Consider the following 24,431-nt stretch of genomic DNA (forward strand, 5'->3'; position numbering starts at 1 on the left):
ATTCGTTAACAGCGAATCAATTTACGTTAGACAAATTTTTACAAGGAGACCCCTGATGACCGAGGTCAAGAAGTTCGCCAGCCAGGCCGATCTGGAAGAAAAGAAGATCACCTTCAGCCAGATCTCCGAGCACGCCTGGGCCTACACGGCCGAGGGCGACCCCAACACCGGCATCATCATTGGCGACGACTGCGTGCTGGTGGCCGACACCCAGGCCACGCCTGCGATGGCCGCCGACGTCGTCCGCCGCATCCGCGAAGTGACCGACAAGCCCATCAAGTACGTCGTGCTCACGCACTACCACGCGGTGCGCGTGCTGGGCGCTGCCGCCTACAAGCCCGAGCACATCATTGCCAGCCAGGACACGCGCGACCTCATCGTCGAGCGCGGCGAGCAGGACAAGGCGAGCGAGATCGGCCGCTTCCCGCGCCTGTTCCAGAACGTCGAGACCGTGCCGCCCGGAATGACCTGGCCGACCATGACCTTCGCGGGCAAGATGACCCTGTGGCTCGGCAAGCTCGAAGTGCAGTTGATCCAGCTCGGTCGTGGCCACACCAAGGGCGACACGGTCGTGTGGCTTCCCGAGGAACGCACGCTGCTCAGCGGCGATCTGGTCGAGTTCGACGCCACGCCCTACGCCGGCGACGCCTACTTCAAGGACTGGCCGCAGACGCTGGACAACATCGCCGCGCTCAAGCCGAAGGCGCTCGTGCCAGGCCGCGGCGCAGCGCTCACGACGCCCGATGAAGTCGCCAAGGGCCTCGCGGGCACGCGCAGCTTCATCGCCGACGTCTACGCCAACGTTCAGAAAGGCGTGGCGCAGGGCAAGGACCTGAACGCGGTCTACAAGGACACCTACGCAGCGATGAAACCCAAGTACGGCCACTGGGTGATCTTCGACCACTGCATGCCCTTCGACGTCACGCGCTGCTACGACGAGGCGACCCAGTACGCCGACCCGCGCATCTGGACGGCAGAGCGCGACATCGAGATGTGGAAGGCCCTCGAAGGCTGAAGCCATGCAAGGCGTCGACTATCAGTCGCTGCGTTTCGACTACAAGCGCCACGCGGACCAGGACGCCGCGTCGCCGGCGCGCCATCCCGTCGTGGTGGTCGGCGCCGGCCCGGTGGGGCTTGCGCTCGCGATCGATCTCGCGCAACGGCAGGTCCCGGTGGTCCTGCTCGACAACGACAACACGCTGTCCACCGGATCGCGCGCAATCTGCTTCGCGAAGCGCACGCTGGAGGTCTTCGATCGCCTGGGCTGCGCCGACCGCATGGTGGCCAAAGGTGTGTCGTGGCAAGTCGGCAGGGTGTTCTTCAAGGACGAGCAGGTCTATCAATTCGACCTGCAGCCCGAAGCGGGACACGAGCGTCCGGCCTTCATCAATCTGCAGCAGTATTACGTCGAAGGCTATCTGTCGGAGCGCGCCGCCGAACTGCCGCTGATCGACCTTCGCTGGAGCAACAAGGTCGTCGGCATCGCGCAGCACGCAGACAACGCGCTGCTCACGATCGAGACGCCTGACGGCAACTACGAACTTGCCGCCGACTACGTGGCGGCCTGCGACGGTTCGCGCTCAAGCCTGCGGCAACTGCTCGGGCAGGAAGCCAGGGGCCGTGTCTTCCGGGATCGCTTCCTGATCGCCGACGTGAACATGGACGCGGATCTCCCGACCGAGCGCCGCTTCTGGTTCGACCCGCCCTTCCATCCTGGGCAGAGCGTGTTGCTGCACAAGCAGGCCGACAACGTGTGGCGAGTCGACTTCCAACTCGGCTGGGACGCCGATCCGGTGGAGGAGCGCAAGCACGAGAACATCATCCCGCGCGTGCGTGCCCTGCTCGACAGCATCGGCCACGAACGTGTGCAGTTCAGTATCGGCTGGGCCAGCGTCTACACCTTTGCCTGCCAGCGCATGGAGCGCTTCCGCCACGGCCGTGTGCTGTTTGCGGGGGATTCGGCGCATGGCGTCTCGCCATTCGGCGCGCGCGGGGCGAACTCCGGTGTGCAGGACGCCGACAACCTTGCCTGGAAGCTGGCTGCCGTGGTTCGGCACGAAGCCCCCGATGTGCTGCTCGACAGCTATGCGAGCGAGCGCGAGTACGCGGCCGACGAGAACATCCGCAACTCGACGCGCGCTACCGACTTCATCACGCCGAAGAGCGAGGTCAGCCGTCTGTTCCGCGACGCAGTGCTCGAACTCTCCAAGCGCCACGCCTTCGCGCGGGCGCTGGTCAACAGTGGCCGCCTGTCGGTGCCGAGCACCCTGAGCGGGTCGCCGTTGAACACGGCCGACGTCGATGCGTTCGGCGGACCGATGGTGCCCGGCGCACCCGCTGCCGATGCGCCCATCGTCCGCGCCGACGGCAGCACCGGCTGGTTGCTGCGCGAACTGTGTCCCGCGCGCTCCACGGGCGCTGCATGTTTCACAGCCGTCGTGTTCGGCGACGGCGAGCCAGCCGAGCGCAGCCGGCAGGCGCTCGCAACGGCCGACGTGCCGCTGCACGTCGTGCAGGTCGCCGCGACTGACGAAGGCGAGGTCGCGGCCCGGCGCTATGACGCGCGGCCCGGGACCGTCTACCTGCTGCGTCCCGATCAGCATGTGTGCGCACGCTGGCGCCATCCCACATCCCACGACGTGCGTTCCGCGCGCGATCGTGCGCTGGCAAAGGCAAAGGCAAAGGCATAGAAGGCCATGGAACTCATCACCACGCCGAACCTCGATGCGCCCGACGACTTTTACGAGGCGCTGATCGAAGCCCACCAGGGCTTGTCGACCGAAGAGAGTCACGCCTTCAACGCGCGCCTCGTGCTTGTGCTGGCCAACCACATCGGCTCGACCGCCGTGCTGCGACAGGCCTTCGATGCAGCCTCGTGCACCACCGAACATCCAGGAAGAGAAAGGACATCATGACAACCGCATCCGCCGCCGAACGCCGCTACCAGAGCGGCTTCGGCAACGAATACGTGACGGAAGCCGTCGCAGGCGCGCTGCCGCAAGGCCGCAACAGCCCGCAGCGTGCGCCCTTCGACCTGTATCCGGAATTGATTTCCGGCACGGCCTTCACCGCACCGCGCCACGAGAACCGCCGCACGTGGATGTACCGGCGACAGCCCTCGGTGGTCTCCGGCCGCTACAAGCCCTACGCGCAGGCGCAATGGAAGACCGGTGCCGACCGCGAGATCCCGCTGCCGCCCGAGCCGCTGCGCTGGGCGCCGATCCCGTTGGACAACGCCGACGTCGATTTCATCGATGGCGTGCGCACGCTGGCCGCCAACGGCGATGCCGAAGCGCAGACCGGCTTGGCCGCGCATGTCTATGTCGCGAGCCGCTCGATGGAGCGCCGCGCCTTCGTCAATGCCGACGGCGAGATGCTCTTCGTGCCGCAGCAGGGTCGCCTCGAGATCACCACCGAAATGGGGGTGCTGGACGTCAAGCCCGGTGAGATCGCGCTGGTGCCCCGCGGCGTGGTCTTCAAGGTCGCCTTGCTGGATGGCTTGTCGCGCGGCTACCTCTGCGAAAACTACGGCGCGCAGTTCCGCCTGCCGGAGCTGGGCCCGATCGGTTCCAACGGGCTGGCCAACTCGCGCGACTTTCAAGCCCCTGTCGCCGCGTTCGAGGATGCGACCGTCGCCTACGAGCTCGTCAAGAAGTCCGGCGGCCGCTTCTGGTCGGCGCCCACGAAGCAGTCGCCCTTCAACGTCGTCGCGTGGCACGGCAACCTGTCGCCAGTGAAGTACGACACGGCGCATTTCATGACCATCGGCTCGATCAGCTTCGACCATCCGGACCCGTCGATCTTCACCGTGCTCACCTCGCCGAGCGACACCCCCGGCACCGCCAACTGCGACTTCGTGATCTTCCCGCCGCGCTGGCTCGTCATGGAAGACACCTTCCGTCCGCCCTGGTACCACCGCAACCTCATGAGCGAGTTCATGGGGCTGGTCTACGGCGAGTACGACGCCAAGCCCGGCGGCTTCAAGCCGGGCGGTGCGAGCCTGCACAACTGCATGGTGCCGCACGGCCCTGACGAGGAAGCCTTCGAGAAGGCGAGCCACAGCGACCTCAAGCCGCAGAAGCTCGACAACACGCTGGCCTTCATGTTCGAGAGCCGCTATCGCTTCATTCCCACCGAGTTCGCGATGAAAAGCCCCGCGCTCGACCAGAACTACGCCGACTGCTGGGCCGGCCTTCAAGACAAGTACAAGCCATGAACACATTGAACGCCACACACGATCCGAAGCTGCGCAGCTGGGTGCCTTCGGCCCATGAAGCCGGTTGTGACTTCCCGATCCAGAACCTGCCCTTCGGTCGCTTCCGGCCCGCCGGCAGCAGCGAAGGCTTCCGCATCGGCGTCGCGATCGGCGACCAGGTGCTCGACCTGAAGGCGGCGGGACTCGTCGACACCGATGACATGAATGTGCTGCTGGCGCAGGGCGCCACCGAGCGTCGAGCCCTGCGCAACGCCATCTCCGAAGGCCTGCGCGAAGGCAGCCCGAAGCAGTCGGCATGGAACAAGGCCCTCTCGGCGCAATCGGCCGTCGAGATGACCGTGCCTTGCCGCATCGGCGACTACACCGACTTCTACACCGGCATCCACCATGCCACCACCGTCGGCAAGCTGTTCCGTCCCGACCAGCCGCTGATGCCCAACTACAAGTGGGTGCCGATCGGCTACCACGGCCGGGCTTCGTCCATCGGCGTGAGCGGCCAGCGATTCAAGCGTCCCCAAGGCCAGACCAAGGCGCCGGATGCCGAGATGCCGAGCTTCGGCCCGTCGAAGCGGCTCGACTACGAACTGGAGCTCGGCTTTGTCGTCGGCCGCGGCAATGCACTCGGCGAGCCCATCGCCATCGCCGACGCCGAGCAGCATCTGTTCGGCGTGACGCTGCTCAACGACTGGTCGGCGCGCGACCTGCAAGCGTGGGAATATCAGCCGCTCGGCCCCTTCCTCGCGAAGAACTTTGCGACCACGCTGTCGCCATGGATCGTCACGATGGAGGCGCTCGCGCCCTTCCGCGCGAAGTTCGAGCGCGCGGCTGGCGAACCGCAGCCGCTGCCCTACCTCGATGCACCTGCCAACCGCGAAAGCGGTGCGCTCGACATCACGCTCGAGGTGTGGCTGCAGACCGCCAAGATGCGCGAAGCCGGCGAGCCGGCCGTTCGCCTCACGCGTGGCAACACCACCGAGGCCGCGTATTGGACGGCCGCGCAGCTTGTCACGCACCACACGGTGAATGGCTGCAACCTGCAGCCGGGCGACCTGCTCGGCTCCGGCACGCTGTCGGGCCCGAAGCCCGACGAGGCGGGCTCGCTGCTCGAACTCACGCTGGGTGGCAAGCAACCGATCACGCTGCCGAATGGCGAGCGGCGCACTTTCCTGGAGGACGGCGACACACTCAGCCTGCGCGGCTATTGCGAGCGCGCGGGGGCTGTGCGCATCGGGCTGGGTGAGGTGAGCGGGACAGTGGTGGCGGCGGGCTGATCGTCTTCGCGACGTCGACGTCGACGCCTACGCCGCGCAGGTACTTCGCAACGTCTCGCGGTCGATCTGGCAGGTGACGCTCTGCCGGTACACAAAGAACCCGAGCCGCTGGTTGATCGACAGCATCGGCGCATTCACCTCGGCGTTGTGCGTGACGATCATCTGCACTTCCGGATGGCGCTCCCGCACGAGCTTGAGCATGGCCGCCTTCACGCCCTTGGCGAGATTCCGGCCGCGCCAAGGCCGCGACACCGCGGTGAGCGCCTGGAACACACGGTCGGGAAAGCGGCTTTCCCAGTGGGCGTTGCAGACGGCGGCCACCTCGTCGCGGTCGACCAGCAGGACCATCAGGTGCTCGCCGCCGACGCGGTCGAGCTCCTCGTACCAGCTGATGTGCGCCGGCATCTCGTAGCGTATGGGCGGCAGTTCGAGCGCACCCAGCGGCATGTCGTTGATCAGTGTGGTGAGTGGCGCCATCAGGGTCGCCAGTCGATCCATTGGCACGCGGCCCGCATGAATCTCCCAGCGCAGGGCCGCATTGCCATCTTCGGTGGCCTCGGCTTGCCAGCGGTCCAGCGCAGCCCAGTCCAGGCCGGCGAGCGGCAGGCGGTTCTCGACCACGCGATGCTTTTCGGTCGCGCCGATGGCGTTCATGAACGCGCGGGCTTCCGCGGATGGCGCTCCCATCGTGGCGATGGTCTTGTCACGCGCCTCCATGAACGCGAGCAGTTCGCCGAGCAGCGCGGTGGCGATGCCCCGGCGCCGATACGGACGCAGGACGCCGCCGCCCGCGCTGACGTGAGGCGCGAAGCTCGCGAAGTCTGGCGTGCCTTCGCGGCGAAATTCGAGCATCAGATTGCCGACCACCTCCCCATTGAGCAGCGCAATCGTCCGGCGCGTTTCCCCCATCGGCCACCGCCTGCGTAGGTGATGCTCGAACTCGTCGTCGCTGAGGATCGGTTCGCCGGGGATATCCTCCTCGGCGCGCAATCGCCGGAAGGCGTGGTAGGCGGACCAGTCCGAGGCCGTTGCCTCGCGGGGGTCGAAGGGGCGTATGTCGATCGGGGAGACGTTGATTTTTGAAGGGTGCATCGTTGAAGGTCGTCGTCGACCAGCTCATGCCGCGCTGAAAGCGAGGACTCGCTAGGTGCCGGCGGCCGCCCGCGACGCTTCCAGATGCGACCGCGCGCGCTCTGCCAGCGCCATCTCCCCCGGCGTGCCCGGCGTGAAAGCGTCGACCGGTAGCGGGCGGCCGTGCGAATCGACGGAGACGAAGACGATCAGGCACTCGGTCGTCTTCTGCATCTCGCCGCCCTTCATGTCGCCGCTGCGTACTTCGACGGAGATGTTCATGCTGCTGTTGCCTGTGTAGGCCAGTCGCGCCTCCACCTCCACCAGGTCGCCGATCATGATCGGGCGGTGGAAGCGGATGCTGCCGAGGAACACCGTCACGCAATAGCGCTTGGACCAACTCGTCGCGCAGGCGTAGCCGGCTTCGTCGATCCACTTCATGACGGTGCCGCCGTGGACCTTTCCGCCGAAGTTCACGGTGCTGGGTTCGGCCAGAAATCTCAGGGTGATGGACGACATGGAATGCCTGGGCGAGGAGTTGATCGAAAAGGCGCCCTCGCCAATTATGCGAGCGCCGCGCCGGTCTTGGGGCCAAAGAGTTGCGCCACGGTGCGCCGCAGCCACGCGTTGCCGGCATCCGCGTGGAAGCGCTCGTGCCAGTGCTGCTTGACGGCATAGGCGGGCAGGGCGAAAGGCGGGTCCATCATCTTCACCGGCTCCTGGGTGACGAGCACTTCGCCGAGGATGCGGGGCACGATCACGAGCAGTTCGGTATGCGCCACGATGCGCGCCACGCTCAGGAAGCTCGAAAGCCGCACCACGACGTTGCGCGTGAGGCCGAGCCGCGCGATCGTCTTGTCGATGATCGCGTGGCCGGTGCCCGATGACGAGATCACCGCATGGGCCTCGGCCTCGAAGCGCTTGAGCGTGAGGCGCGCGCCGATGCGCGGGTGGTTCTGCGCCACCAGGCAGACGAAGTTCTGCGCGAAGAGCGTCTGCTGGTAGAAGCCGGCGTCCAGTTGCGGCATGAAGCCCACCGCCAGGTCGACTTCGCCGTCTTCCAGCCGGCGCCCACTGTCGTTCGAGATGATCTCAGTCTCGATGTGCACGCCCGGCGCAGCTCGTCGCAGGTGGTCCAGCAACCCTGGCAGCAGCACCACCTCGCTGATGTCGGTCATGCAGATTCGGAAGTTGCGCCGCGCCTCGCCGGGATCGAAGCCGCTGCGGCTGCCGCGCGCTTTCTCCAGTTGGGAGAGCACCTCGCGCACGTGAATGCACAACTGCTGTGCATAAGGCGTGGGCTGCATGCCCTGGGCGGTGCGCGCGAACAGCCGGTCGTCGAAATGCGTGCGCAGCTTGTTCAGCATGGTGCTGGCCGCCGCCTGCGCGATGCCGAGGCGGTCGGCGGCCTTGGAGACGCTGCCGGTCTTGTAGACCTCGTCGAACACGGCCAGCCATTCGAGATCGAGTTTGGACATGGGTCTTCCCTGGAAATATCGGAAACAGGACCATTATCGAAAAACGAAATTGCGAGTATCGATATGTCGGTCTTGAACAAATAGTAGTGACGTCCAACAATGGCGTCCAGGCATCCATTGCCACATTGCCAGGAGACAAAGCCTCATGAATACCGCCACGCAAGCCGCGCATAGCGATGCCGCCGAACGCCGTGCCTACTACGAGCGCATCCGCCCGCTGAACCTCACGCCGCTGTGGGAATCGCTGCACGCCCTGGTGCCGCGCGAACCGCAAACACCTTGCGTACCGGCGCTCTGGCGGTACGACGAGATCCGTCCGCTGCTGATGGAGTCGGCCGAGCTCATCACCGCGGAAGAAGCCGTGCGCCGCGTGTTGGTTCTGGAGAACCCGGCCATCCCGGGCCGTTCGTCGATCACGCAATCGCTCTATGCCGGCCTGCAACTCATCATGCCGGGCGAGGTGGCGCCGTCGCACCGCCATGTGCAGTCTGCCTTGCGCTTCATCGTCGATGGCAAGGGTGCCTACACCACCGTGGCCGGCGAGCGCACCACCATGTACCCGGGCGACTTCATCATCACGCCGTCCTGGGCCTGGCACGACCATGGCAACGAAGGCATCGAAGGCGTGAGCGAGCCGGTGGTCTGGCTCGACGGCCTCGACATCCCGATGCTTCGCTTCTTCGACGCCGGATTTGCCGAGAACGACGATGCCAAGGTACAGCACGTCGCACGGCCCGAAGGCAACAGCCTCGCGCGCTTCGGCCACAACATGGTGCCTGTGCGGCATGACCACGGTTCGCCGACCTCGCCGATCTTCAACTACCCTTACGCGCGCAGCCGCGAAGCCCTCGCGCAGCTGCAAAAGCAGGAAGCGCCCGACGCCTGGCTGGGCCACAAGCTGCGCTACATCAATCCGCTGACGGGCGGCTCGCCGATGCCCACCATCGCGACCAACCTGCAGTTGCTTCCGGCCGGTTTCGCCGGCAAGACCCATCGCGCGACCGACGGCGCCGTCTACAACGTGGTCGAAGGCCACGGCACGGCCGAGATCGGCGGACAGCGTTTCACCTTCGGCCCGCGCGACACCTTCGTCGTGCCGTCGTGGGCGCCGCTGCGCCTCTCGGCGAGCGAAGACACCGTGCTGTTCAGCTTCTCGGACCGGCCGGTGCAACAGGCCATGGGCATCCTGCGCGAGGCCTTTCTCCAGGATTCCTGATCCTCCGCTGCGCCCCGCAGCATTTTTCCCTGACCACCCAGATGCCGCATTGGCGGCAGGAGCCTTTCATGTCCTTCGTCGTTTCTCCTCCGGCCGTCGTCGGCCTTCCCATCGCCGGCTCGACCGACTTGTTCCCGGTCCGCCGCGTCTATTGCGTTGGCCGCAACTACGCGGCGCATGCGCGCGAAATGGGCTTCGATCCCGATCGCGAGCCACCTTTCTTCTTCTGCAAGCCCAATGACGACGCATCGATCGTCCCCGTGGCCGCCGGCAAGACAGCGACCATCCCGTACCCACCGCAGACCGCCAACTATCACTACGAGGCCGAACTGGTCGTCCTGATTGGCAAGGGCGGACGCAACATCGCCGTCGAGGACGCCGCCAGGCACATCTACGGCTACGCCGTGGGCCTGGACATGACGCGCCGCGACCTGCAGATGAAGATGCGCGAGCAAGGCCGCCCGTGGGAAATCGGCAAGGCCTTCGACCTTTCCGCGCCAGTCGGCGCGGTGCGGCCGCTCGCTGATGCGGGAGAGATCACCGAAGGTGCCATCACGCTCGAAGTGGACGGCGAAATTCGCCAGAAGAGCGATCTGCGTCACCTGATCTGGTCGGTCAACGAAGTCATCGCCAATCTGTCGACGCTCTTCGCGCTCCAGCCCGGCGACCTCATCTTCACCGGCACGCCGGAAGGAGTGGGCGCCGTGAAGCCTGGGCAGACCATGAAGGTCCACATCGACGGACTCGAGCCCATCGTCGTTCGCGTCGATTGACGCTCCGAGGGGATACACGGGCCCTCGTAACGTCTGGACACAGCCGGGCGTATCCTTGGGCCCTTTGCTTTTTCAATCCCCTTTCAACTTTATGCACGCATCGAAGAGAGCTCTCCTTGCCGCTGCCTGTGGCCTCGCCGCCGGCGTTCTGCCGCTGGCTTCCATGGCACAGGGCACCGCATGGCCGACCAAGCCCATCCGTCTCGTCGTCGGCTTTCCTGGCGGATCGACGCCCGACATCGCGGCACGCACCATCGCCGAGCCTCTGGCCAAGGCCCTCGGGCAGCCGGTCATCGTCGACAACAAGCCCGGTGCGTCGGGCAACATCGCGGCGGACTTCGTCGCGAAGGCCACCGACGATCACACCATCGGCATCGTGATCAACGGCAACCTGACCTCGTCGAAGATGCTGTATCCGAAGCTGCCCTATGACCCGGCCAAGGACTTCACCTACCTGTCGCTGATCGCCACCGCGCCGCTGATGCTGGTTGCGCCGAACAACCTGCCCACCGGCGCTGCCTTCTTCGATGCGGCGCGCAAAGGGGGCGACAAATGGAGCTACGGTTCGGTTGGCGTCGGTTCCGTCGGCCATCTGGGCATGGAGTTGCTCAAGAGCCGCGTTCCGGGCCTCAAGGCCGAGCACGTGCCCTACCAGGGCAACCCGCAGGTCGTGACCGGTCTGTTGGGCGATCAGGTGCAGATGGCGCTCATCCCGCCGGGCGTGGCCTGGCCGCAGGTGCGGGCCGGCAAGCTCAAGGCGGTCGGCCTCACGAGCGGACGCAGCACGCTGGCACCGGAAGTTCCCTCGCTGTCCGAAGCCGGCGTTCGCGATTTCAACCTCGAAGTCTGGACCGCGCTGCTCGGCCCCGCGAACCTGTCGAAGGCTGCGCAGGCCCGCATCACGAAGGAACTCGCGGTCATCATGAAATCGCCCGAAGTGCGTCAGCGGCTGTTCGATCAGGGCTGGCAGGCAGTCGGTACTTCGCCGGATGGTATGCGCGAGCGCGTGAAGGAAGAGGCGGCGATCATGAGTCGGATCATCTCCACGAACGGAATCAAGCTTCAGTAGCTCGCCCCCAGGTTGGCTCACTTCGTGTAGCCGCCCACCCCCTGCCGGGGGCAACACCAACGGCCCGGCAAAGCCGGTTCCGCGGTGTTTCCCCAATGGGCGAACGGCCTGATGTGATGTGGGTCGCCGAACTCAATGGAGAAGCAGATGAATTCGATCTTGCGTGAGCCTGCGCGTGACTTGCCGGTCTTCGGCGAGTACGACGTCGTCGTGGTCGGCGGCGGCCCGGCCGGCATCGCGGCGAGCGTGAGCGCTGCCCGTCATGGCGCGCGCACGCTGCTGGTGGAGCGCTACGGGTTCCTCGGCGGCATGGGCACGGCCGGCGGCGTGACGAACTTCGCCGGTCTCTACGGCAAGCGCAACGGCGAGATGACGCAACTCGTGCACGGCGTGGCCGACGACCTGCTCGCCCGCATCGACGCCATGGGTGGCCTCAACAAGCCGCAGGACGGCATGCAGGGGCGCATCCGCGTGCGTTCGTACGACACCTCGGTCTACAAGTGCGCGGCCGACCAACTGTTGCTGGATGCGGGCGTGCATCTGTTGTTCCACGCCCTGGCGGCCGCGGTGGCAATGGAGGGCGATCGCATGGTCGCGCTCATGGTCGAGACCAAGTCCGGTCGCCAGGCCATCCGTGCCAATGCCTTCATCGATGGCAGCGGCGATGCGGACGTCGCCGCTTTCGCGGGCGTGCCCTTCGCGGTCGGCGACGGCCACGGCAGCGGGCTGTTTCCGTCCACCATGTTCCGCGTCGGCCACGTCGATGCACAGCGCGCGCTGGCGGCTGTGGGCGAATTCAAGGCGATCAACGACCTGATGGCGAAGGCGCGGGAGCGCGACCCGCAGGCCTACCGCTTTCCCCGCGAAGGCGCGATCCTGCGGCCGCAGATCGATCCGCGCGAGTGGCGCGCCAATGTCACGCAGATCCGCAATGCTGAAGGCGGCGCGATGAACGGCGTCGACGCGCGACAGCTGAGTGATGGCGAGGTCGAAGGCCGTCGCCAGATCGGTGAATACTTCCGCTTTCTCAAGGCCGAAGTGCCAGGCTTCGAACAATCGGCCATCGTCGAGATCGCGCCGCAGGTGGGCATCCGCGAAACGCGGCGCATCGAAGGCCTCTATGCGCTGACGGGCGAGGACATCCTGTCGTCGGCGCGCTTCGACGACAGCATCGGCGTCAATGCCTGGCCGATGGAAATGCATGCGGCCGGCAAGATCGAGTGGGCATTCCCCCGCGACGGCAACCGCACCTACAACCAGCTTCCATGGCGCATGCTCGTGCCGCGCGGCGTGGACAACCTGCTGGTCGCCGGCCGTTGCGCCTCGATGACGCATGAGGGCCAGTCGGCGGCACGCGCCAGCGGAGGCTGCTTCGTCATGGGGCAGGCGGCTGGGACCGCCGCAGCGTCGCTGGGCATCGGCAGTTTCGCGACGGTCGACGTGCCGGCGCTTCAGCGCAAGCTGACCGCGGACGGCGCCGACCTCGATCGCTGACAGGCGCGAGACACCGAGTCGGCGCGCTCTTTGCTATCGTTGTGGGCTCGTTTTTCTGGTGCTCCCCGCGCTCCCCCCGATGACCGATCCCGCCACCGCCCGCCGACTCGTCGACACGCTCGTCGATCTGATGAGCCTCGAACCCCTGGGCAACGACCGCTTCCTGGCCCAGAGCGAAGACATCGGCACGCCGGCCGTCTTCGGCGGGCAGGTGCTCGGACAGGCGCTGATGGCCGCCTGCCGCACCGTGGGTGCCGAACGCCCGGTGCATTCGATGCATGCCTACTTCCTGCTGCCCGGGGAGCATGCACCCATCGAATACGCGGTCGACCGCGTGCGCGACGGACGCAGCTTCACGATGCGGCACGTGGTCGCGCGACAGCAGGACCGCGTCATTTTCGAGATGGCAGCTTCGTTCCAGACAGTGGATGAGGGCATCGAGCACCAGCTCCCCATGCCCGAAGCCGCCGGTCCGGAAGGCCTGCCGAGCGAACTGGACCAGCGCATGGCGCTCGGCGACCGCCTGCCCGCGATGTGGCGCCCGAAGGCGCTGATGCCGCACGGCATCGAATACCGCCGCGTCGAGCCCGATGACCTGCTGGCGCCGGCACCTCGATCCTCGGAAAGCGGCGTCTGGATGCGCGCGATCGCCCCGCTGCCGGACGATCCCCTCGTGCATCGCGCCTTGCTGGCCTATGCGTCCGATCACGGACTGTTGCGCGCCGCGATGCTGCCGCACGGCCTGAGCTTCATGAGCGGCCAGGTGCGGCCCGCCAGCCTCGACCATGCGATGTGGTTCCACCGCGATTTCCGCATGGACGAGTGGCTGCTCTACTGCGTCGACTCGCCGAGCGCGAACGGCGCGCGCGGCCTGTGCCGCGGCAGCATCTTCACGCGCGACGGTCGGCTCGTCGCCTCCACGGCGCAGGAAGGCATGCTGCGGATCCGACCCAAGGGAAGCCCCTTGTCGAGCGCCGGGCGCGCGGCACCGATATAACGGGCGCGATGAGTGCCCTGTTCTCTCCCTTCGCCCTCGGTCCCTTGACGCTGCGCAATCGGATCGTCATCGCTCCGATGTGCCAGTACTCCGCCGAAGACGGCAATGCCGTCGACTGGCACATGATCCATCTCGGGCAGCTTGCGCTTTCGGGCGCCGGCTTGCTCACCATCGAGGCGACGGCGGTCGAGGAGATCGGGCGCATCACGCCCGGAGATCTCGGGCTCTATTCCGACGACAACCAGGCAGCGCTGGCGCGCGTGCTGGCCGCGATCCGTCGCTATTCGCGCATCCCGGTCTCCATTCAGCTCGCCCATGCGGGGCGCAAGGCGTCGAGCCATGCACCCTGGGAAGGCGGCCAATGCCTGACGGCGGACGAAGGCGCCTGGCAGACAGTCGCGCCATCCGCCGTCCCGCATGCGCCCGGTGAACCGCCGCCGGTGGCGCTCGACACCGAAGGGCTCGCGCGCGTGAAGGCGGCTTTCGTGCGCTCGGCGCAGCGTGCCGATGCGCTCGGTCTCGACGCGATCGAGCTGCATGCTGCGCATGGCTACCTGCTGCATCAGTTCCTTTCACCCATCGCCAACCAGCGTGACGATGCCTACGGCGGCTCGCTGGAAAACCGCATGCGCTTTCCGCTGGAAGTTTTCGATGCGGTGCGTGCCGCCGTGCCCGCTCGAACGCCCGTCGGCGTGCGAATCTCCGCGACCGACTGGGTCGATGGGGGCTGGGACGTCGAGCAGAGCATCGCCTTTGCCCAGGCGCTCTCGTCGCGCGCCTGCAGCTTCGTGCACGTCTCCTCGGGCGGCGTGTCGCCGCAGCAGAAGATCCCGCTCTCGCCCGGCTACCAGGTGCCGTTGGCCGAGCGGATCAAGCAAGCAGTCGATCTGCCCGTCATCGCCGTCGGCCTCGTCACCGAGCCGAAGCAGGCCGAGGCCATCGTCGAAGCCGGCCAGTCCGATCTGGTGGCGCTGGCGCGGGCAATGCTGTTCGAGCCGCACTGGCCGTGGCGTGCCGCTGCCGAACTGGGTGCCCAGGTCGAGGCACCGCCGCAATACTGGCGTTCCCAGCCGCGCGATCTGAAGGCGCTGTTTGGCGACGCCCGCATCGGCCAGCGGTAGCTGCCCCAATGCCCAGGCCGGCGCAGCCAGGCCCGTTCGTGGAACACCGCGGAACCGGCTTCGCCGGGCCGCAGGTGTTGCCCCCGGTAGGGGGTGGGCGGGCTACACGAAGTGAGCCCAACCTGGGGGCGAGCAACTACCTGAAAGGGTTCGCTGTCGCGAACCACAGCCCGATGCCCGTGGCGATGATGAAGGCGCCGTCCGTGACGCCCGCGATCAGGAAGAACAGCGTCTGCAGCGTGTCCTTGAGTTCCGGCTGCCGCGCCGTGCCTTCGAGAAGCTTCGACCCGACGATGCCGATGCCGATGCATGAGCCCACGGCGGCGATGCCGATGAGGAGGGCCACAGCGAGGGGAAGGATGTCGAAGCCGTTCATGATGCTCTTTCGTTGGCCTTGAGATGTCGGCCTGGTTGCTGCCGGCACCACCGCGGTACCGGCTTGCATCCAATGTCGTCGAGCGCGCGCGCAGCGTCGATGACCTCGCAGGTCATGCCGCACAGGAAGCGCGGAATGAATTAAGGTCAGCCTCTCGTCCTTGCGGAGCACCAAGATGTCGCGCTACCTCGGAAGCTGTCACTGCGGAGCCATCCGCTTCGAGATCGAATCGACCATCGATCGCGTGACGCAGTGCAATTGCTCGGTCTGCACCAAGAAGGGCATCCTGCATCACCGCGTCGGCGCGGATCGCTTCCGTCTTCTCTCGGGCGAGGAAAGCCTGGGCACCTATCAGTTCGGAACCATGGTGGCCAAGCATCATTTCTGCAGGCACTGCGGCATCCACACCTTCACGCGCCCGCGAGCCGCACCCGACCTCTACACAGTCAACGTGCGCTGCCTCGACAACTACGACCTGCAGAAAGAGGCCCCCGAAGTCCTGGCATTCGATGGCCGGAACTGGGAGGCCGAAGTCGGCAAGCTCTCCTGAGCGCGCGTCGTCGTCAGCCCGGCAACAGGCGCTTCAGGTAGCGACCCGTATGGCTGGCCTCGTTCGCCGCGATCGCTTCCGGCGTACCGACGCCCACCACCGTGCCGCCGCCGGCACCGCCTTCGGGGCCCATGTCGATGAGCCAGTCGGCGGTCTTGATCACGTCGAGGTTGTGCTCGATGACGACGATCGTGTTGCCCGCGTCACGCAACTGGTGCAGCACCTTGAGCAACAGCTCGATGTCGGCAAAGTGCAGGCCGGTGGTCGGCTCGTCGAGGATGTAAAGCGTGCGGCCGGTGTCGCGCTTGCTGAGTTCGAGCGCGAGCTTCACGCGTTGCGCCTCGCCGCCGGACAGCGTCGTTGCCGCCTGTCCGAGCTTGATGTAGCTCAGGCCGACGTCGAGCAGCGTGCGCAGCTTGCGCTCGATGGTCGGCACGGCCTTGAGAAACTCGTGTGCCGTCTCGACCGTCATGTCGAGGATCTGCGCGATGTTGCGGCCCTTGTACTGAACTTCCAGCGTCTCGCGGTTGTAGCGCTGGCCGTGGCACACCTCGCAAGGAACGTACACGTCGGGCAGGAAGTGCATCTCGACCTTGACGACGCCGTCGCCCTGGCAGGCTTCGCAGCGTCCGCCCGCGACGTTGAAGCTGAAGCGGCCGGGGCCGTAGCCGCGCTCGCGGGCCGTGTTGGTCTCGGCCATCAGCTCGCGGATCGGCGTGAAGAGGCCGGTGTAGGTCGCGGGATTGCTGCGCGGCGTGCGGCCGATGGGCGACTGGTCGACGTTGATGACCTTGTCGAAATATTCGATGCCTTCGATCGCCTCGTGCTCGGCCGGCTCCTCATGGGCGCGATAGAGCGTGCGCGCCACCGCTGCGTAGAGCGTGTCGTTGACCAGCGTCGACTTGCCCGAGCCGGACACGCCCGTCACGCAAGTCAGCAGGCCGACCGGGAAGGCCACGTTCACGTTCTTGAGGTTGTTGCCGGTGGCGCCGATGACGCGGATTTCCTGAACGTCGGACTGCGTCGCGAGGTGCGCTGCCTCGCGAGCGGCACGCCGTTCGGCGGCGCCGCTCGGCGGAAAACGTGATGGCTTCTTGCCTTCGTCGAAGGCCGGCTTGGTGACCACGGGCAGCCACGGCGTGCGGCGCACGGGCACGGCAATCTTCTTGACGCCCGAGAGGTATTGCCCTGTCAGCGAATCCGGACTGGCTGCCACTTGCGCGTAGGTCCCCTGCGCCATCACGCGCCCGCCGTGAACGCCGGCCCCGGGCCCCATGTCGATCACGTGGTCGGCCGCGTGGATCATGTCCTCGTCGTGCTCGACCACGATCACGCTGTTGCCAATGTCGCGCAGATGCTTCAGCGTGCCGATAAGCCGATCGTTGTCCCGCTGGTGCAGGCCGATGCTGGGCTCGTCGAGCACGTACATCACGCCGGTGAGCCCCGAGCCGATCTGCGAGGCGAGCCGGATGCGCTGCGCCTCGCCGCCGGACAGCGTCTCGGCGCTGCGGTCCAGGCTCAGGTAGTTGAGGCCCACGTCGTTCAGGAACTTCAGTCGCAGTCCGATCTCGCGCACCACCTTGTCGGCGATTTCCGCCTTGGCGCCGCGCAGGTGCAAGTCCTGGAAGTACGCAAAGCTCTCGCGCAGCGTGGCGCGGCTGATCTCGTAGATCGCCATGCGGCGGGGCTCCGCATCGGTCTCGTCGACCAGGAAGACGTTGCGCGCCTCGCGACGCAGCCGCGTGCCGTGGCAGTCGGGGCAGGGCTGCATGTTGCGGAAGCGCGAGAGGTCTTCGCGCACCATCGTCGAATCGGTCTCGCGATAGCGCCGCTCCATGTTCGGGATGATCCCTTCGAAGGGGTGCTTGCGCACCAGCTTCTTGCCGGCCTGCTGGCCGCTGTCCATCACATAGGTGAACTTGATCTCTTCCTGCGCCGAGCCCTGCAGCACCGTCTGCTGGACCGAAGCCGGAAGCGATTCGAAGGGTGTGTCGATGTCGAACTTGTAGTGCTTCGCCACGCTCTCCAGCATGCTGAAGTAATAGCCGTTGCGGCGGTCCCAGCCCTTCACCGCGCCGCTGGCGAGGCTCAGCGACGGAAACGCGACCACGCGTGCCGGGTCGAAGAACTCGCGATGGCCGAGGCCGTCGCAGCTCGGACATGCACCCACGGGCGAGTTGAAGGAGAACAGGCGCGGTTCGAGTTCGGCCAGCGAGTAGTGGCAGATCGGGCAGGCGAACTTCGCGTTGAACAGGTGCTCGCGCGCAGCCGGTGGCGTGCTCGTTTCGGATGCGGGCGCGTCCATCTCCAACGCGATCGCGCGGCCGTCAGCCAATCGCAGCGCGGCCTCGAAGCTCTCGGCGAGTCGCTGCTGCATGTCCGGGCGTGCACGCAGGCGATCGATCACCACGTCGATGTCGTGCTTCTCGGTCTTCTTGAGCTTGGGCAGGTCGTTGTATTCATAGGTCTGCCCGTCGACCCGGAAGCGGATGTAGCCATGCGCCTGCATCTCGGCGAAGAGTTCGAGGAATTCGCCCTTCTTCTCGCGGGCCACGGGGGCCAGGATCATCAAGCGCGGCTCGTTGGGGATGGCGAGCACCGCATCCACCATCTGCGACACCGTCTGCGCCTGCAGCGGCAGATCGTGATCGGGGCAGTAGGGCGTGCCTGCGCGCGCGTACAGCAGCCGCAGGTAGTCATGAATCTCGGTGACCGTGCCGACGGTCGAGCGCGGGTTGTGGCTGGTCGCCTTCTGCTCGATGCTGATCGCCGGGGAGAGCCCTTCGATCACGTCGACGTCGGGCTTGTCCATCAACTGCAGGAACTGCCGCGCATAGGCGGACAGGCTCTCCACGTAACGGCGCTGTCCCTCGGCGTAGAGCGTGTCGAACGCCAGGCTCGATTTGCCCGAACCGGACAGGCCGGTGATCACCACCAGCTTGTTGCGCGGAATGTCGAGGTCGACGTTCTTGAGGTTGTGGGTGCGCGCGCCGCGGATGCTGATGCGTTGCTGCGCGAGCACGGCGCCGAGGTAGGCGTCATCGGAGGGGGAATTCACGGGGCGGTCGGTTTTGGGCAACCGGACATGATAAATGCCCGCGTGTTTCAGGGCTTGGCGGGGGATTCGCCCGGCCCGAGCGGGTCGTCCGGGTCCGGCGGCACCAGCGGGCCGATTGCCATCGTCAGCATGTGTTCGGCCAGCGATTCGTAGAGCGGCCTGCTGATCATCCGTGAGACCAGGCTGGCCAGCATGGCGCAGGCCATGAGGCTCAGGACCATCGAGTGGCCGTCGACCATTTCCATCACGATGATGAAGGCAGTCAGCGGCGCCTGCGTCACGGCGGCCAGGAAGCCGGCCATGCCCATGGCGATCAGCGCCGGACCGAGTCCCGGCCCCGCGAGTCGCGCGATCCCTTCGCCGATGCCGGCGCCGATCGAGAGCGCCGGTGCGAAGATTCCGCCGGGCACACCGCACCAGGCGGTCAGCCAGGTCGCGATGAACTTGAGCAGCGTGTAAAGCGGCGTGAGTTCATCATGCCCCGCCAGCATTTGCTTGACCGTTTCCGAGCCCGAGCCGAAGGTCGCGCCATTCGTCGCGAGGCCGATCACCGCAACCGCGAGACCGCCGACGGCGGCAAAGCGAATGGGCCAGCGTGCACGAAGACGGTTCAGTCGCTGGGGTGCGCCGGTCAGCGAGGCGGCCAACAGCCTCGAGAAGAGGCCACCGCCCATGCCAGTCATCAGGGCCACCATCAGGCCCGGCCCCATCACTTCCCAGCCGAAGCTTGGCACCTTGATGATCCCGAAGTAGCTGAGATTGCCGAAGGCGGATACTGCGACCAGGCCCGCCAGCACGATGGCCGTGATGATCAGGCCGCTCGCCCGCGCTTCGATGCGGCCCGACAGCTCCTCGATCGCGAACACCACGCCCGCGAGCGGTGCATTGAAGGCAGCCGCGATCCCGGCCGCACCCCCGGCAAGGAGGAGACCGCGCGCATCGATTGTCGTGCGAGGCGAAAGCCAACGGCGCGCGTGCTGCATGACGCCGGCGGCGACCTGCACGGCAGGGCCTTCGCGCCCAATCGAGAGGCCGGCCGCAAAGCCCGCCACAGCCAGTCCGATCTTGGCGACGGTGAGCCTGAGCGCCACGAACTGGCTTCGTTCTTCAGGCGAGAGGGCCGGATTCAGCGCCGCCTTGACCTGCGGGATGCCCGAGCCTCGCGCACCAGGCGCCCAGCGCCGTGTCGCCCAGACGATCGCGGCCGTGACGGCAGGCGTCCAGACCAGGACAGCCCATGGGTAGGACCGGTACAGGCCGAGGAACAGCGCGAAGGCCCGATCGCTTGCAATGGTGAAGACCACCACGAACAGGCCTGCTGCGATCGCGTAGCCGAGAACGATGGCCCGATCGAGCCACATACGTCCGCTCGACAGCTCGGCGCGCAGGTTCTCGAAGAAGTCGGGTTCGCGATTCATTGAAGTGCGTCATTGTCTCAGCGGTCGTGTGCGGCACAGGAACAGTGTCCGCGACCGCGTTTTTCTACTTTCAGTCTAGGAAACGTCTGAAAAGGAGCCGCGAAAGCGGTGTAGTACTACAGATTGCAAATGGCGCCGCTATGCTTCGCGCCTTTCGATCCGTGGGGCCTGCATTTCAGGGCGCCCGAGGAAGCCTCTCCACACTGTCACGAGGCCATCGAAACGACCGCGAATCGGCGGAACGAATCGAACGGCTTCTGTGGGGAGGCCCATCCTGGATCGGTATCAGCACAGGGGAAAAGTTATGCAATCAGTAGTCGTCGTGGACGACCATCCGGCCATTCGACTGGCCGTGCGCACGGCCTTGGAGGCCACTGGCCAGTTCGAAGTCGTTGGCGAGGCCAGCGATGGCCCGTCGGCACTGGCCGTCATCCGCGAGCGCCAGCCGAAGCTGGTGATCCTCGATCTCGATCTGCCGCGATTGAACGGTCTCGATGTGATCGAGCGCGTGAGAAAACTGCACCGCGACACGAGGCTTCTGGTGCTCTCCGGGCAACAGGAATCGATCTTCGGTGCACGGGCGGTGAAGGCCGGGGCCAACGCATTCATCAGCAAGACCGAGGACTTGCAGCGCCTGATCCAGGCGGCCCACACTGTCCTCGCCGGCTACAGCATGTTCGCGACCTCGGTCCTGGCTTCGCAATCGGCGATTGCGGACAGCACGCGAACGGGCTCCTTGATCAAGAGTCTTTCCGATCGGGAATTGACCGTGCTGCAATACCTGGCCCGCGGCCTGAGCAACAAGGAAATCGCCGAGACGCTTCTGATCAGCAACAAGACCATCAGCGGCTACAAGGCGCGAATCTTTCAAAAGCTGGGCATCTCCAGCCTCGTGGAACTGGTGGATTTTTCGCGAGCTCATCAACTCGTGGCGTGACAGGCGCGGGCGGAACTCAGGTTGGCGGGCGGGTGAATTCGGCGGCGCGCGCGAGCACTGCAACGAGCTCATCCCTCGCTGATCGATAGGCCTCGCGGGTGGCCATTCTGAGTTGCGCTTCGTCATCTGCACGCATGTGTTCGACGGCCTGGAAGGCCGTGACCGCATCGTCTTCGTCGAGCTGGTGGCAGGCCGAGCTCAGCCGATGGGCCAACTTTCGAAGCTTGATGTAGTCGTCGGCCTCGGCCGCCCGGTCCATCGCCTTCATGTCCTCCTCGGTGGCCGCCACGAAGATGCCGACCAGTTCCGCGACCTTGCCGATGTCACCACCGCACAAATCCGACAATTGCGCATAGGGTGCCACCTGGGTGGGTTTCGCGCCATCGAGGGCGCCAGGTGTCATTCCTGTCGCTTGCTTCGGCTTCTGCGACATGACCGTGACCAGCGCATCACGCAGATCGTTCAGCTGCAGCGGCTTGGACAGATAGGCATCCATCCCCAACGCCAGACAGCGCTCGGCTTCGCCCTGCAGCGCATTGGCCGTCAACGCGATGATCGGCAGTCCTGGCAGACCTTGCGCCGACTCTCGCTCGCGCAAGCGCGTGGTGAGCTCATAGCCGTCGAGCCGTGGCATGTGGCAATCCGTCAGCAGCAACGCGTAGTCCGCTCCGGGCGCCATCAGCATCTCCCACGCCTCCTGCCCATCCAGCGCGCAGTCGCAAGCGCAGCCGAGCTTGAAGAGCTGCCTTGTGATGACCTCGCGATTGATCGGATGATCCTCGGCCAGCAGCACCTTGTAGCCGAGATCGCCCGGCGCAACGTCATGCCCGGCCTTCGCCGCGCCGACGACTGCGTGAGGCGCGGCGCTGCGCCCCGGCACCGGGCCGACGCTCGGAATCCACGCCCGCAGAGGCAGGGTCACGATGAAGCGGCTGCCCACGCCCGGCGTGCTTTCGCAGCGCACGCTGCCGTGCATCAACTCCACCAACTGCTTGACGATGGACAACCCCAGGCCCGTGCCGCCGTAGCGCCGCGTGGTGGCCACGTCGGCTTGCTTGAAAGGTTGGAACAGCGACTTCGTGAAGCGCGGGTCGATGCCGATGCCGGTGTCCTCGACGGTCAGCTCCACCAGGCCGCTCGTTGTCTGCCGCGCCTCGACCCGCACGCGGCCCTGCTGCGTGAACTTGACCGCATTGCCGATCAGATTCGTCAGCACCTGCCGCAGGCGCACCGGGTCGCCGACGACGTACTGTGGAATTGCCGTATCGACATGGAACTCCAAGCCGATCGCCTTGCGTGTCGTCGGCGCGGCGAAGGTCGCGCAGACGTCGTCGACGAGCCCTGCCAATGAAAGCGGACGGCTTTCCAGGGCGAGCATGCGCGCCTCGATCTTCGAGAAGTCCAGGATGTCGTTGATGATCGTGAGCAGCGAGACCGACGACTCGCGGCAGCGCATCAGCATGTTTCGCTGGTCCTCCGTGAGCGACGTATCGATGACCAGGTCGATCATCCCCAGCACGCCGTTGAGGGGGGTGCGGACCTCGTGGCTCATCATGGCGAGGAAGTGGGCCTTGGCGTCAACCGCCGCTCGCGCTTCTTCGGCCTTGGTCACCAGGTTCGCCTTCAGCGCTTCTTCATCCGTGATGTCCTTCGCGATGCCGGTGAAATCAATGACGACCGAGTCCGCCTCATCCCGCACCGCCATGTTGCCCCGCACCTCGATCACGCGAATGACCCCACTGGGTCTGCACACGCGATACTGTTCGCTATAGACCTCCAGGCGCTCATCGAACATCTGCGTCAGCTTTGCGAGCACTCTTTGAAAGTCTTCCGGATGAACGAGCGTGCCCAGCTTCCGCCAAGTGAAGGCTTCTTCGTCTGCATGGTCGCCGATCCCCAGGATCTCGCGAATCTTTTCATCCGCGGCGATCACGGTTTCCCGAAATGCGGGATCGGTCAGGTCCGCATGCTTGGGCAGCCTGATGATCGAGTGCCACACTCCCAGCCCGCCGATGGCCAAGGCCAGTTCGAGGTCGATCCGTGATTGCTCGAGTTCGGCGAGTACGCGGTCCGCGTGCAACTTCGCCTCGCTGAGTTCGAGTTCACTCTGGCGGCGCTCGGTGATGTCGCGGTTGACGCCGATCAGGTAGTCCTCGCTCGCGCGCACGCGATCGGGCGATGAGAAGCCCTCCGCCCACCGCACCTCGCCCGAGTCGTCGATGACGCGGAATTCGTAGTTGGCAACCTCCTTGCGGGCGCGCCCGAGGTCGATGCGGTTCCGGACCTCGTCCAGGTCGTCGGGGTGAAACCTGGCGAAGACCGAAGCGATGTCATGGTCGCTGTCTTTCATGCCAAGGATCTGGCGGGCGCGTGCGTCGGCGCGGATCTCGCCCGTGGCGACGTTCCATTCCCAGAATCCCATGCGGGCTGCATCCAGGGCGATGCCCAGGCGCACGTTGGCGTCTTCGAGTTGGCGCTGTATCGCCTTCTCGGCAGTGACGTCCAGGGCCACGCCGACGATGCCGCGCAGATTCCCGTGGCGGTCGTACACCGGCTGCTTGCGGGCCTGGATGTTGCGCATGGCCCCCCGAATGACGAACTCCTCGTCATAGGTGCGGGCCATGCCGGAAGCCATCAGCTCCCGGTCCTGGGCCACGAACCTTTCATGAAGTTGGGGCCCGAAGAGCTCCCGGTCGGTCTTGCCGACGGAGGCGTCCGGATCAAGGTTGAAGGCGCAACTGAATTCGGCGTTGAAAAGTTGATAGCGGAACTGGGTGTCCTTGAAGAACACGACGTGCGGCACGGCGTCCACGATCGCGCGAAGTTCGTCATCCCTATGCTGGAGGCCGCGCAGCCGGATGATCTGCAGTGCCGACAGGCTCACGATGCACAGCGAGATCAAGGCGACCCAGAACCAGTGCAATTGGATGGACATGGACTGGCCGAACAAATAGCTCGCCGCGGCCAGAAGGCCGGTCAAGACCATCGTGGCGGCACCGCCACGGTCGACTCTTTGCGTGACTCTACTGATTGGGGTTGCCATGAGGGCCTCCGCGCTGAAGGAACGAATACAGCCGGGCTGATTCGTCGACCCAGTGCTGTTTACAGGGCGTATGTCAGCTCGCCGGAAGGCATTCTTGCCGATGTCTTCGTCCAGCATTTTGAGCCGCAGGCGCGGCGGCGTCGGGGGGCCAAGGCGACGCGCGAGGTCTTTTCTTTGACCGGTAGACCTAAAGATCTAAACTTTAGCCTCTTCGAAATCATTAAAACAGTGCACGCGCAATGCGTAGTGCACAAGGGAAGCTACATGTCTGTCTTGATCACTGCGGCCTTGGCTCGCGGCGCCGTTGCGCGCGGCGCGCCGGACCGGAGCGCGCTCCATTCCT

At 65.8% G+C, this 24,431-nt stretch carries 20 protein-coding genes; 13 read left to right on the plus strand and 7 right to left on the minus strand.

What is annotated here, in order from left to right:
* Positions 1-55: 55 nt before the first annotated feature.
* From AC1DN9_RS10895 to fahA, 5 genes are read left to right on the plus strand one after another with little or no spacing between them, the layout of a single operon-like run.
* The gene (locus tag AC1DN9_RS10895; RefSeq protein ID WP_478099944.1) at positions 56-1,015 is read left to right on the plus strand and encodes an MBL fold metallo-hydrolase; all 960 of its coding nucleotides are present in this window, start codon (positions 56-58) and stop codon (positions 1,013-1,015) included.
* A 4-nt stretch (positions 1,016-1,019) separates the two neighbouring features.
* Positions 1,020-2,690 carry an FAD-dependent oxidoreductase gene (locus tag AC1DN9_RS10900; RefSeq protein WP_478099946.1) on the plus strand — a complete coding sequence of 557 codons (1,671 nt, stop codon included), beginning with the start codon at positions 1,020-1,022 and terminating at the stop codon, positions 2,688-2,690.
* 6 nt (positions 2,691-2,696) lie between these two features.
* Positions 2,697-2,915 carry a DUF2783 domain-containing protein gene (locus AC1DN9_RS10905; RefSeq protein ID WP_478099948.1) on the plus strand — a complete coding sequence of 73 codons (219 nt, stop codon included), beginning with the start codon at positions 2,697-2,699 and terminating at the stop codon, positions 2,913-2,915.
* Positions 2,912-4,216 carry a homogentisate 1,2-dioxygenase gene (hmgA, locus tag AC1DN9_RS10910; RefSeq protein WP_478099950.1) on the plus strand — a complete coding sequence of 435 codons (1,305 nt, stop codon included), beginning with the start codon at positions 2,912-2,914 and terminating at the stop codon, positions 4,214-4,216. Before AC1DN9_RS10905 ends, hmgA begins: the two co-directional genes overlap by 4 nt.
* Positions 4,213-5,487: a fumarylacetoacetase gene (gene fahA, locus AC1DN9_RS10915; RefSeq protein ID WP_478099952.1), complete on the plus strand. Its 1,275-nt coding sequence runs from the start codon at positions 4,213-4,215 to the stop codon at positions 5,485-5,487. Before hmgA ends, fahA begins: the two co-directional genes overlap by 4 nt.
* 27 nt (positions 5,488-5,514) lie before the next feature.
* Here fahA and AC1DN9_RS10920 read toward each other — a convergent pair whose 3' ends face one another.
* Genes AC1DN9_RS10920 through AC1DN9_RS10930 form a run of 3 tightly spaced genes read right to left on the minus strand, consistent with a single transcriptional unit; the run spans position 5,515 to position 8,036 of the window.
* Positions 5,515-6,579: an N-acetyltransferase family protein gene (locus AC1DN9_RS10920; RefSeq protein ID WP_478099954.1), complete on the minus strand. Its 1,065-nt coding sequence runs from the start codon at positions 6,577-6,579 to the stop codon at positions 5,515-5,517.
* 51 nt (positions 6,580-6,630) lie between these two features.
* Positions 6,631-7,077, minus strand: a complete 447-nt coding sequence (locus tag AC1DN9_RS10925) for an acyl-CoA thioesterase (RefSeq protein ID WP_478099955.1) — start codon at positions 7,075-7,077, stop codon at positions 6,631-6,633.
* Positions 7,078-7,121: 44 nt separating this feature from the next.
* On the minus strand, positions 7,122-8,036 hold the full coding sequence (locus tag AC1DN9_RS10930) for a LysR family transcriptional regulator (protein ID WP_478099957.1): 915 nt from the start codon (positions 8,034-8,036) through the stop codon (positions 7,122-7,124).
* A 145-nt stretch (positions 8,037-8,181) separates the two neighbouring features.
* Here AC1DN9_RS10930 and gtdA point away from each other — a divergent pair, with 145 nt between their 5' ends.
* The 6 genes from gtdA to AC1DN9_RS10960 all read left to right on the plus strand — a co-directional run bounded on the left by gtdA (position 8,182) and on the right by AC1DN9_RS10960 (position 14,706).
* Positions 8,182-9,252 (plus strand): gentisate 1,2-dioxygenase, encoded by a 1,071-nt coding sequence (gtdA, locus tag AC1DN9_RS10935; RefSeq protein ID WP_478099959.1) that lies wholly within the window; start codon positions 8,182-8,184, stop codon positions 9,250-9,252.
* A gap of 68 nt (positions 9,253-9,320) precedes the next feature.
* Positions 9,321-10,025 (plus strand): fumarylacetoacetate hydrolase family protein, encoded by a 705-nt coding sequence (locus tag AC1DN9_RS10940; protein ID WP_478099961.1) that lies wholly within the window; start codon positions 9,321-9,323, stop codon positions 10,023-10,025.
* Positions 10,026-10,116: 91 nt separating this feature from the next.
* Positions 10,117-11,094 (plus strand): Bug family tripartite tricarboxylate transporter substrate binding protein, encoded by a 978-nt coding sequence (locus AC1DN9_RS10945; RefSeq protein ID WP_478099963.1) that lies wholly within the window; start codon positions 10,117-10,119, stop codon positions 11,092-11,094.
* A 147-nt stretch (positions 11,095-11,241) separates the two neighbouring features.
* Positions 11,242-12,588, plus strand: a complete 1,347-nt coding sequence (locus AC1DN9_RS10950; RefSeq protein ID WP_478099965.1) for an FAD-dependent oxidoreductase — start codon at positions 11,242-11,244, stop codon at positions 12,586-12,588.
* A 79-nt stretch (positions 12,589-12,667) separates the two neighbouring features.
* The gene (locus AC1DN9_RS10955) at positions 12,668-13,585 is read left to right on the plus strand and encodes an acyl-CoA thioesterase (protein WP_478099967.1); all 918 of its coding nucleotides are present in this window, start codon (positions 12,668-12,670) and stop codon (positions 13,583-13,585) included.
* An 8-nt stretch (positions 13,586-13,593) separates the two neighbouring features.
* Complete coding sequence (locus AC1DN9_RS10960) at positions 13,594-14,706, plus strand: NADH:flavin oxidoreductase/NADH oxidase (protein WP_478099969.1); 1,113 nt, start codon at positions 13,594-13,596, stop codon at positions 14,704-14,706.
* Between the two features lie 136 nt (positions 14,707-14,842).
* Here AC1DN9_RS10960 and atpE read toward each other — a convergent pair whose 3' ends face one another.
* On the minus strand, positions 14,843-15,082 hold the full coding sequence (atpE, locus tag AC1DN9_RS10965; protein WP_478099971.1) for a F0F1 ATP synthase subunit C: 240 nt from the start codon (positions 15,080-15,082) through the stop codon (positions 14,843-14,845).
* A gap of 175 nt (positions 15,083-15,257) precedes the next feature.
* Between atpE and AC1DN9_RS10970 the strand changes: the two genes are divergently transcribed.
* Positions 15,258-15,632 carry a GFA family protein gene (locus AC1DN9_RS10970; protein ID WP_478099973.1) on the plus strand — a complete coding sequence of 125 codons (375 nt, stop codon included), beginning with the start codon at positions 15,258-15,260 and terminating at the stop codon, positions 15,630-15,632.
* A 13-nt stretch (positions 15,633-15,645) separates the two neighbouring features.
* On the opposite strand, the gene uvrA is transcribed toward AC1DN9_RS10970, so the two are convergent.
* Both uvrA and AC1DN9_RS10980 read right to left on the minus strand, forming a co-directional pair.
* Entirely contained in the window at positions 15,646-18,690 is a 3,045-nt protein-coding gene (uvrA, locus tag AC1DN9_RS10975) for an excinuclease ABC subunit UvrA (protein WP_478099975.1), read from the minus strand.
* Between the two features lie 47 nt (positions 18,691-18,737).
* Positions 18,738-20,108, minus strand: coding sequence for a chloride channel protein (locus AC1DN9_RS10980; protein WP_478099977.1), 1,371 nt, complete (start codon positions 20,106-20,108; stop codon positions 18,738-18,740).
* Between the two features lie 304 nt (positions 20,109-20,412).
* Here AC1DN9_RS10980 and AC1DN9_RS10985 point away from each other — a divergent pair, with 304 nt between their 5' ends.
* Positions 20,413-21,045, plus strand: a complete 633-nt coding sequence (locus AC1DN9_RS10985) for a response regulator (RefSeq protein ID WP_478099978.1) — start codon at positions 20,413-20,415, stop codon at positions 21,043-21,045.
* A gap of 16 nt (positions 21,046-21,061) precedes the next feature.
* On the opposite strand, the gene AC1DN9_RS10990 is transcribed toward AC1DN9_RS10985, so the two are convergent.
* A complete protein-coding gene (locus tag AC1DN9_RS10990) occupies positions 21,062-24,088 on the minus strand; it encodes a PAS domain-containing hybrid sensor histidine kinase/response regulator (RefSeq protein ID WP_478099980.1) in 3,027 nt (1,008 codons plus the stop codon).
* Positions 24,089-24,431: the final 343 nt, after the last annotated feature.

It is taken from the genome of Variovorax sp. 05L425, assembly GCF_056397705.1.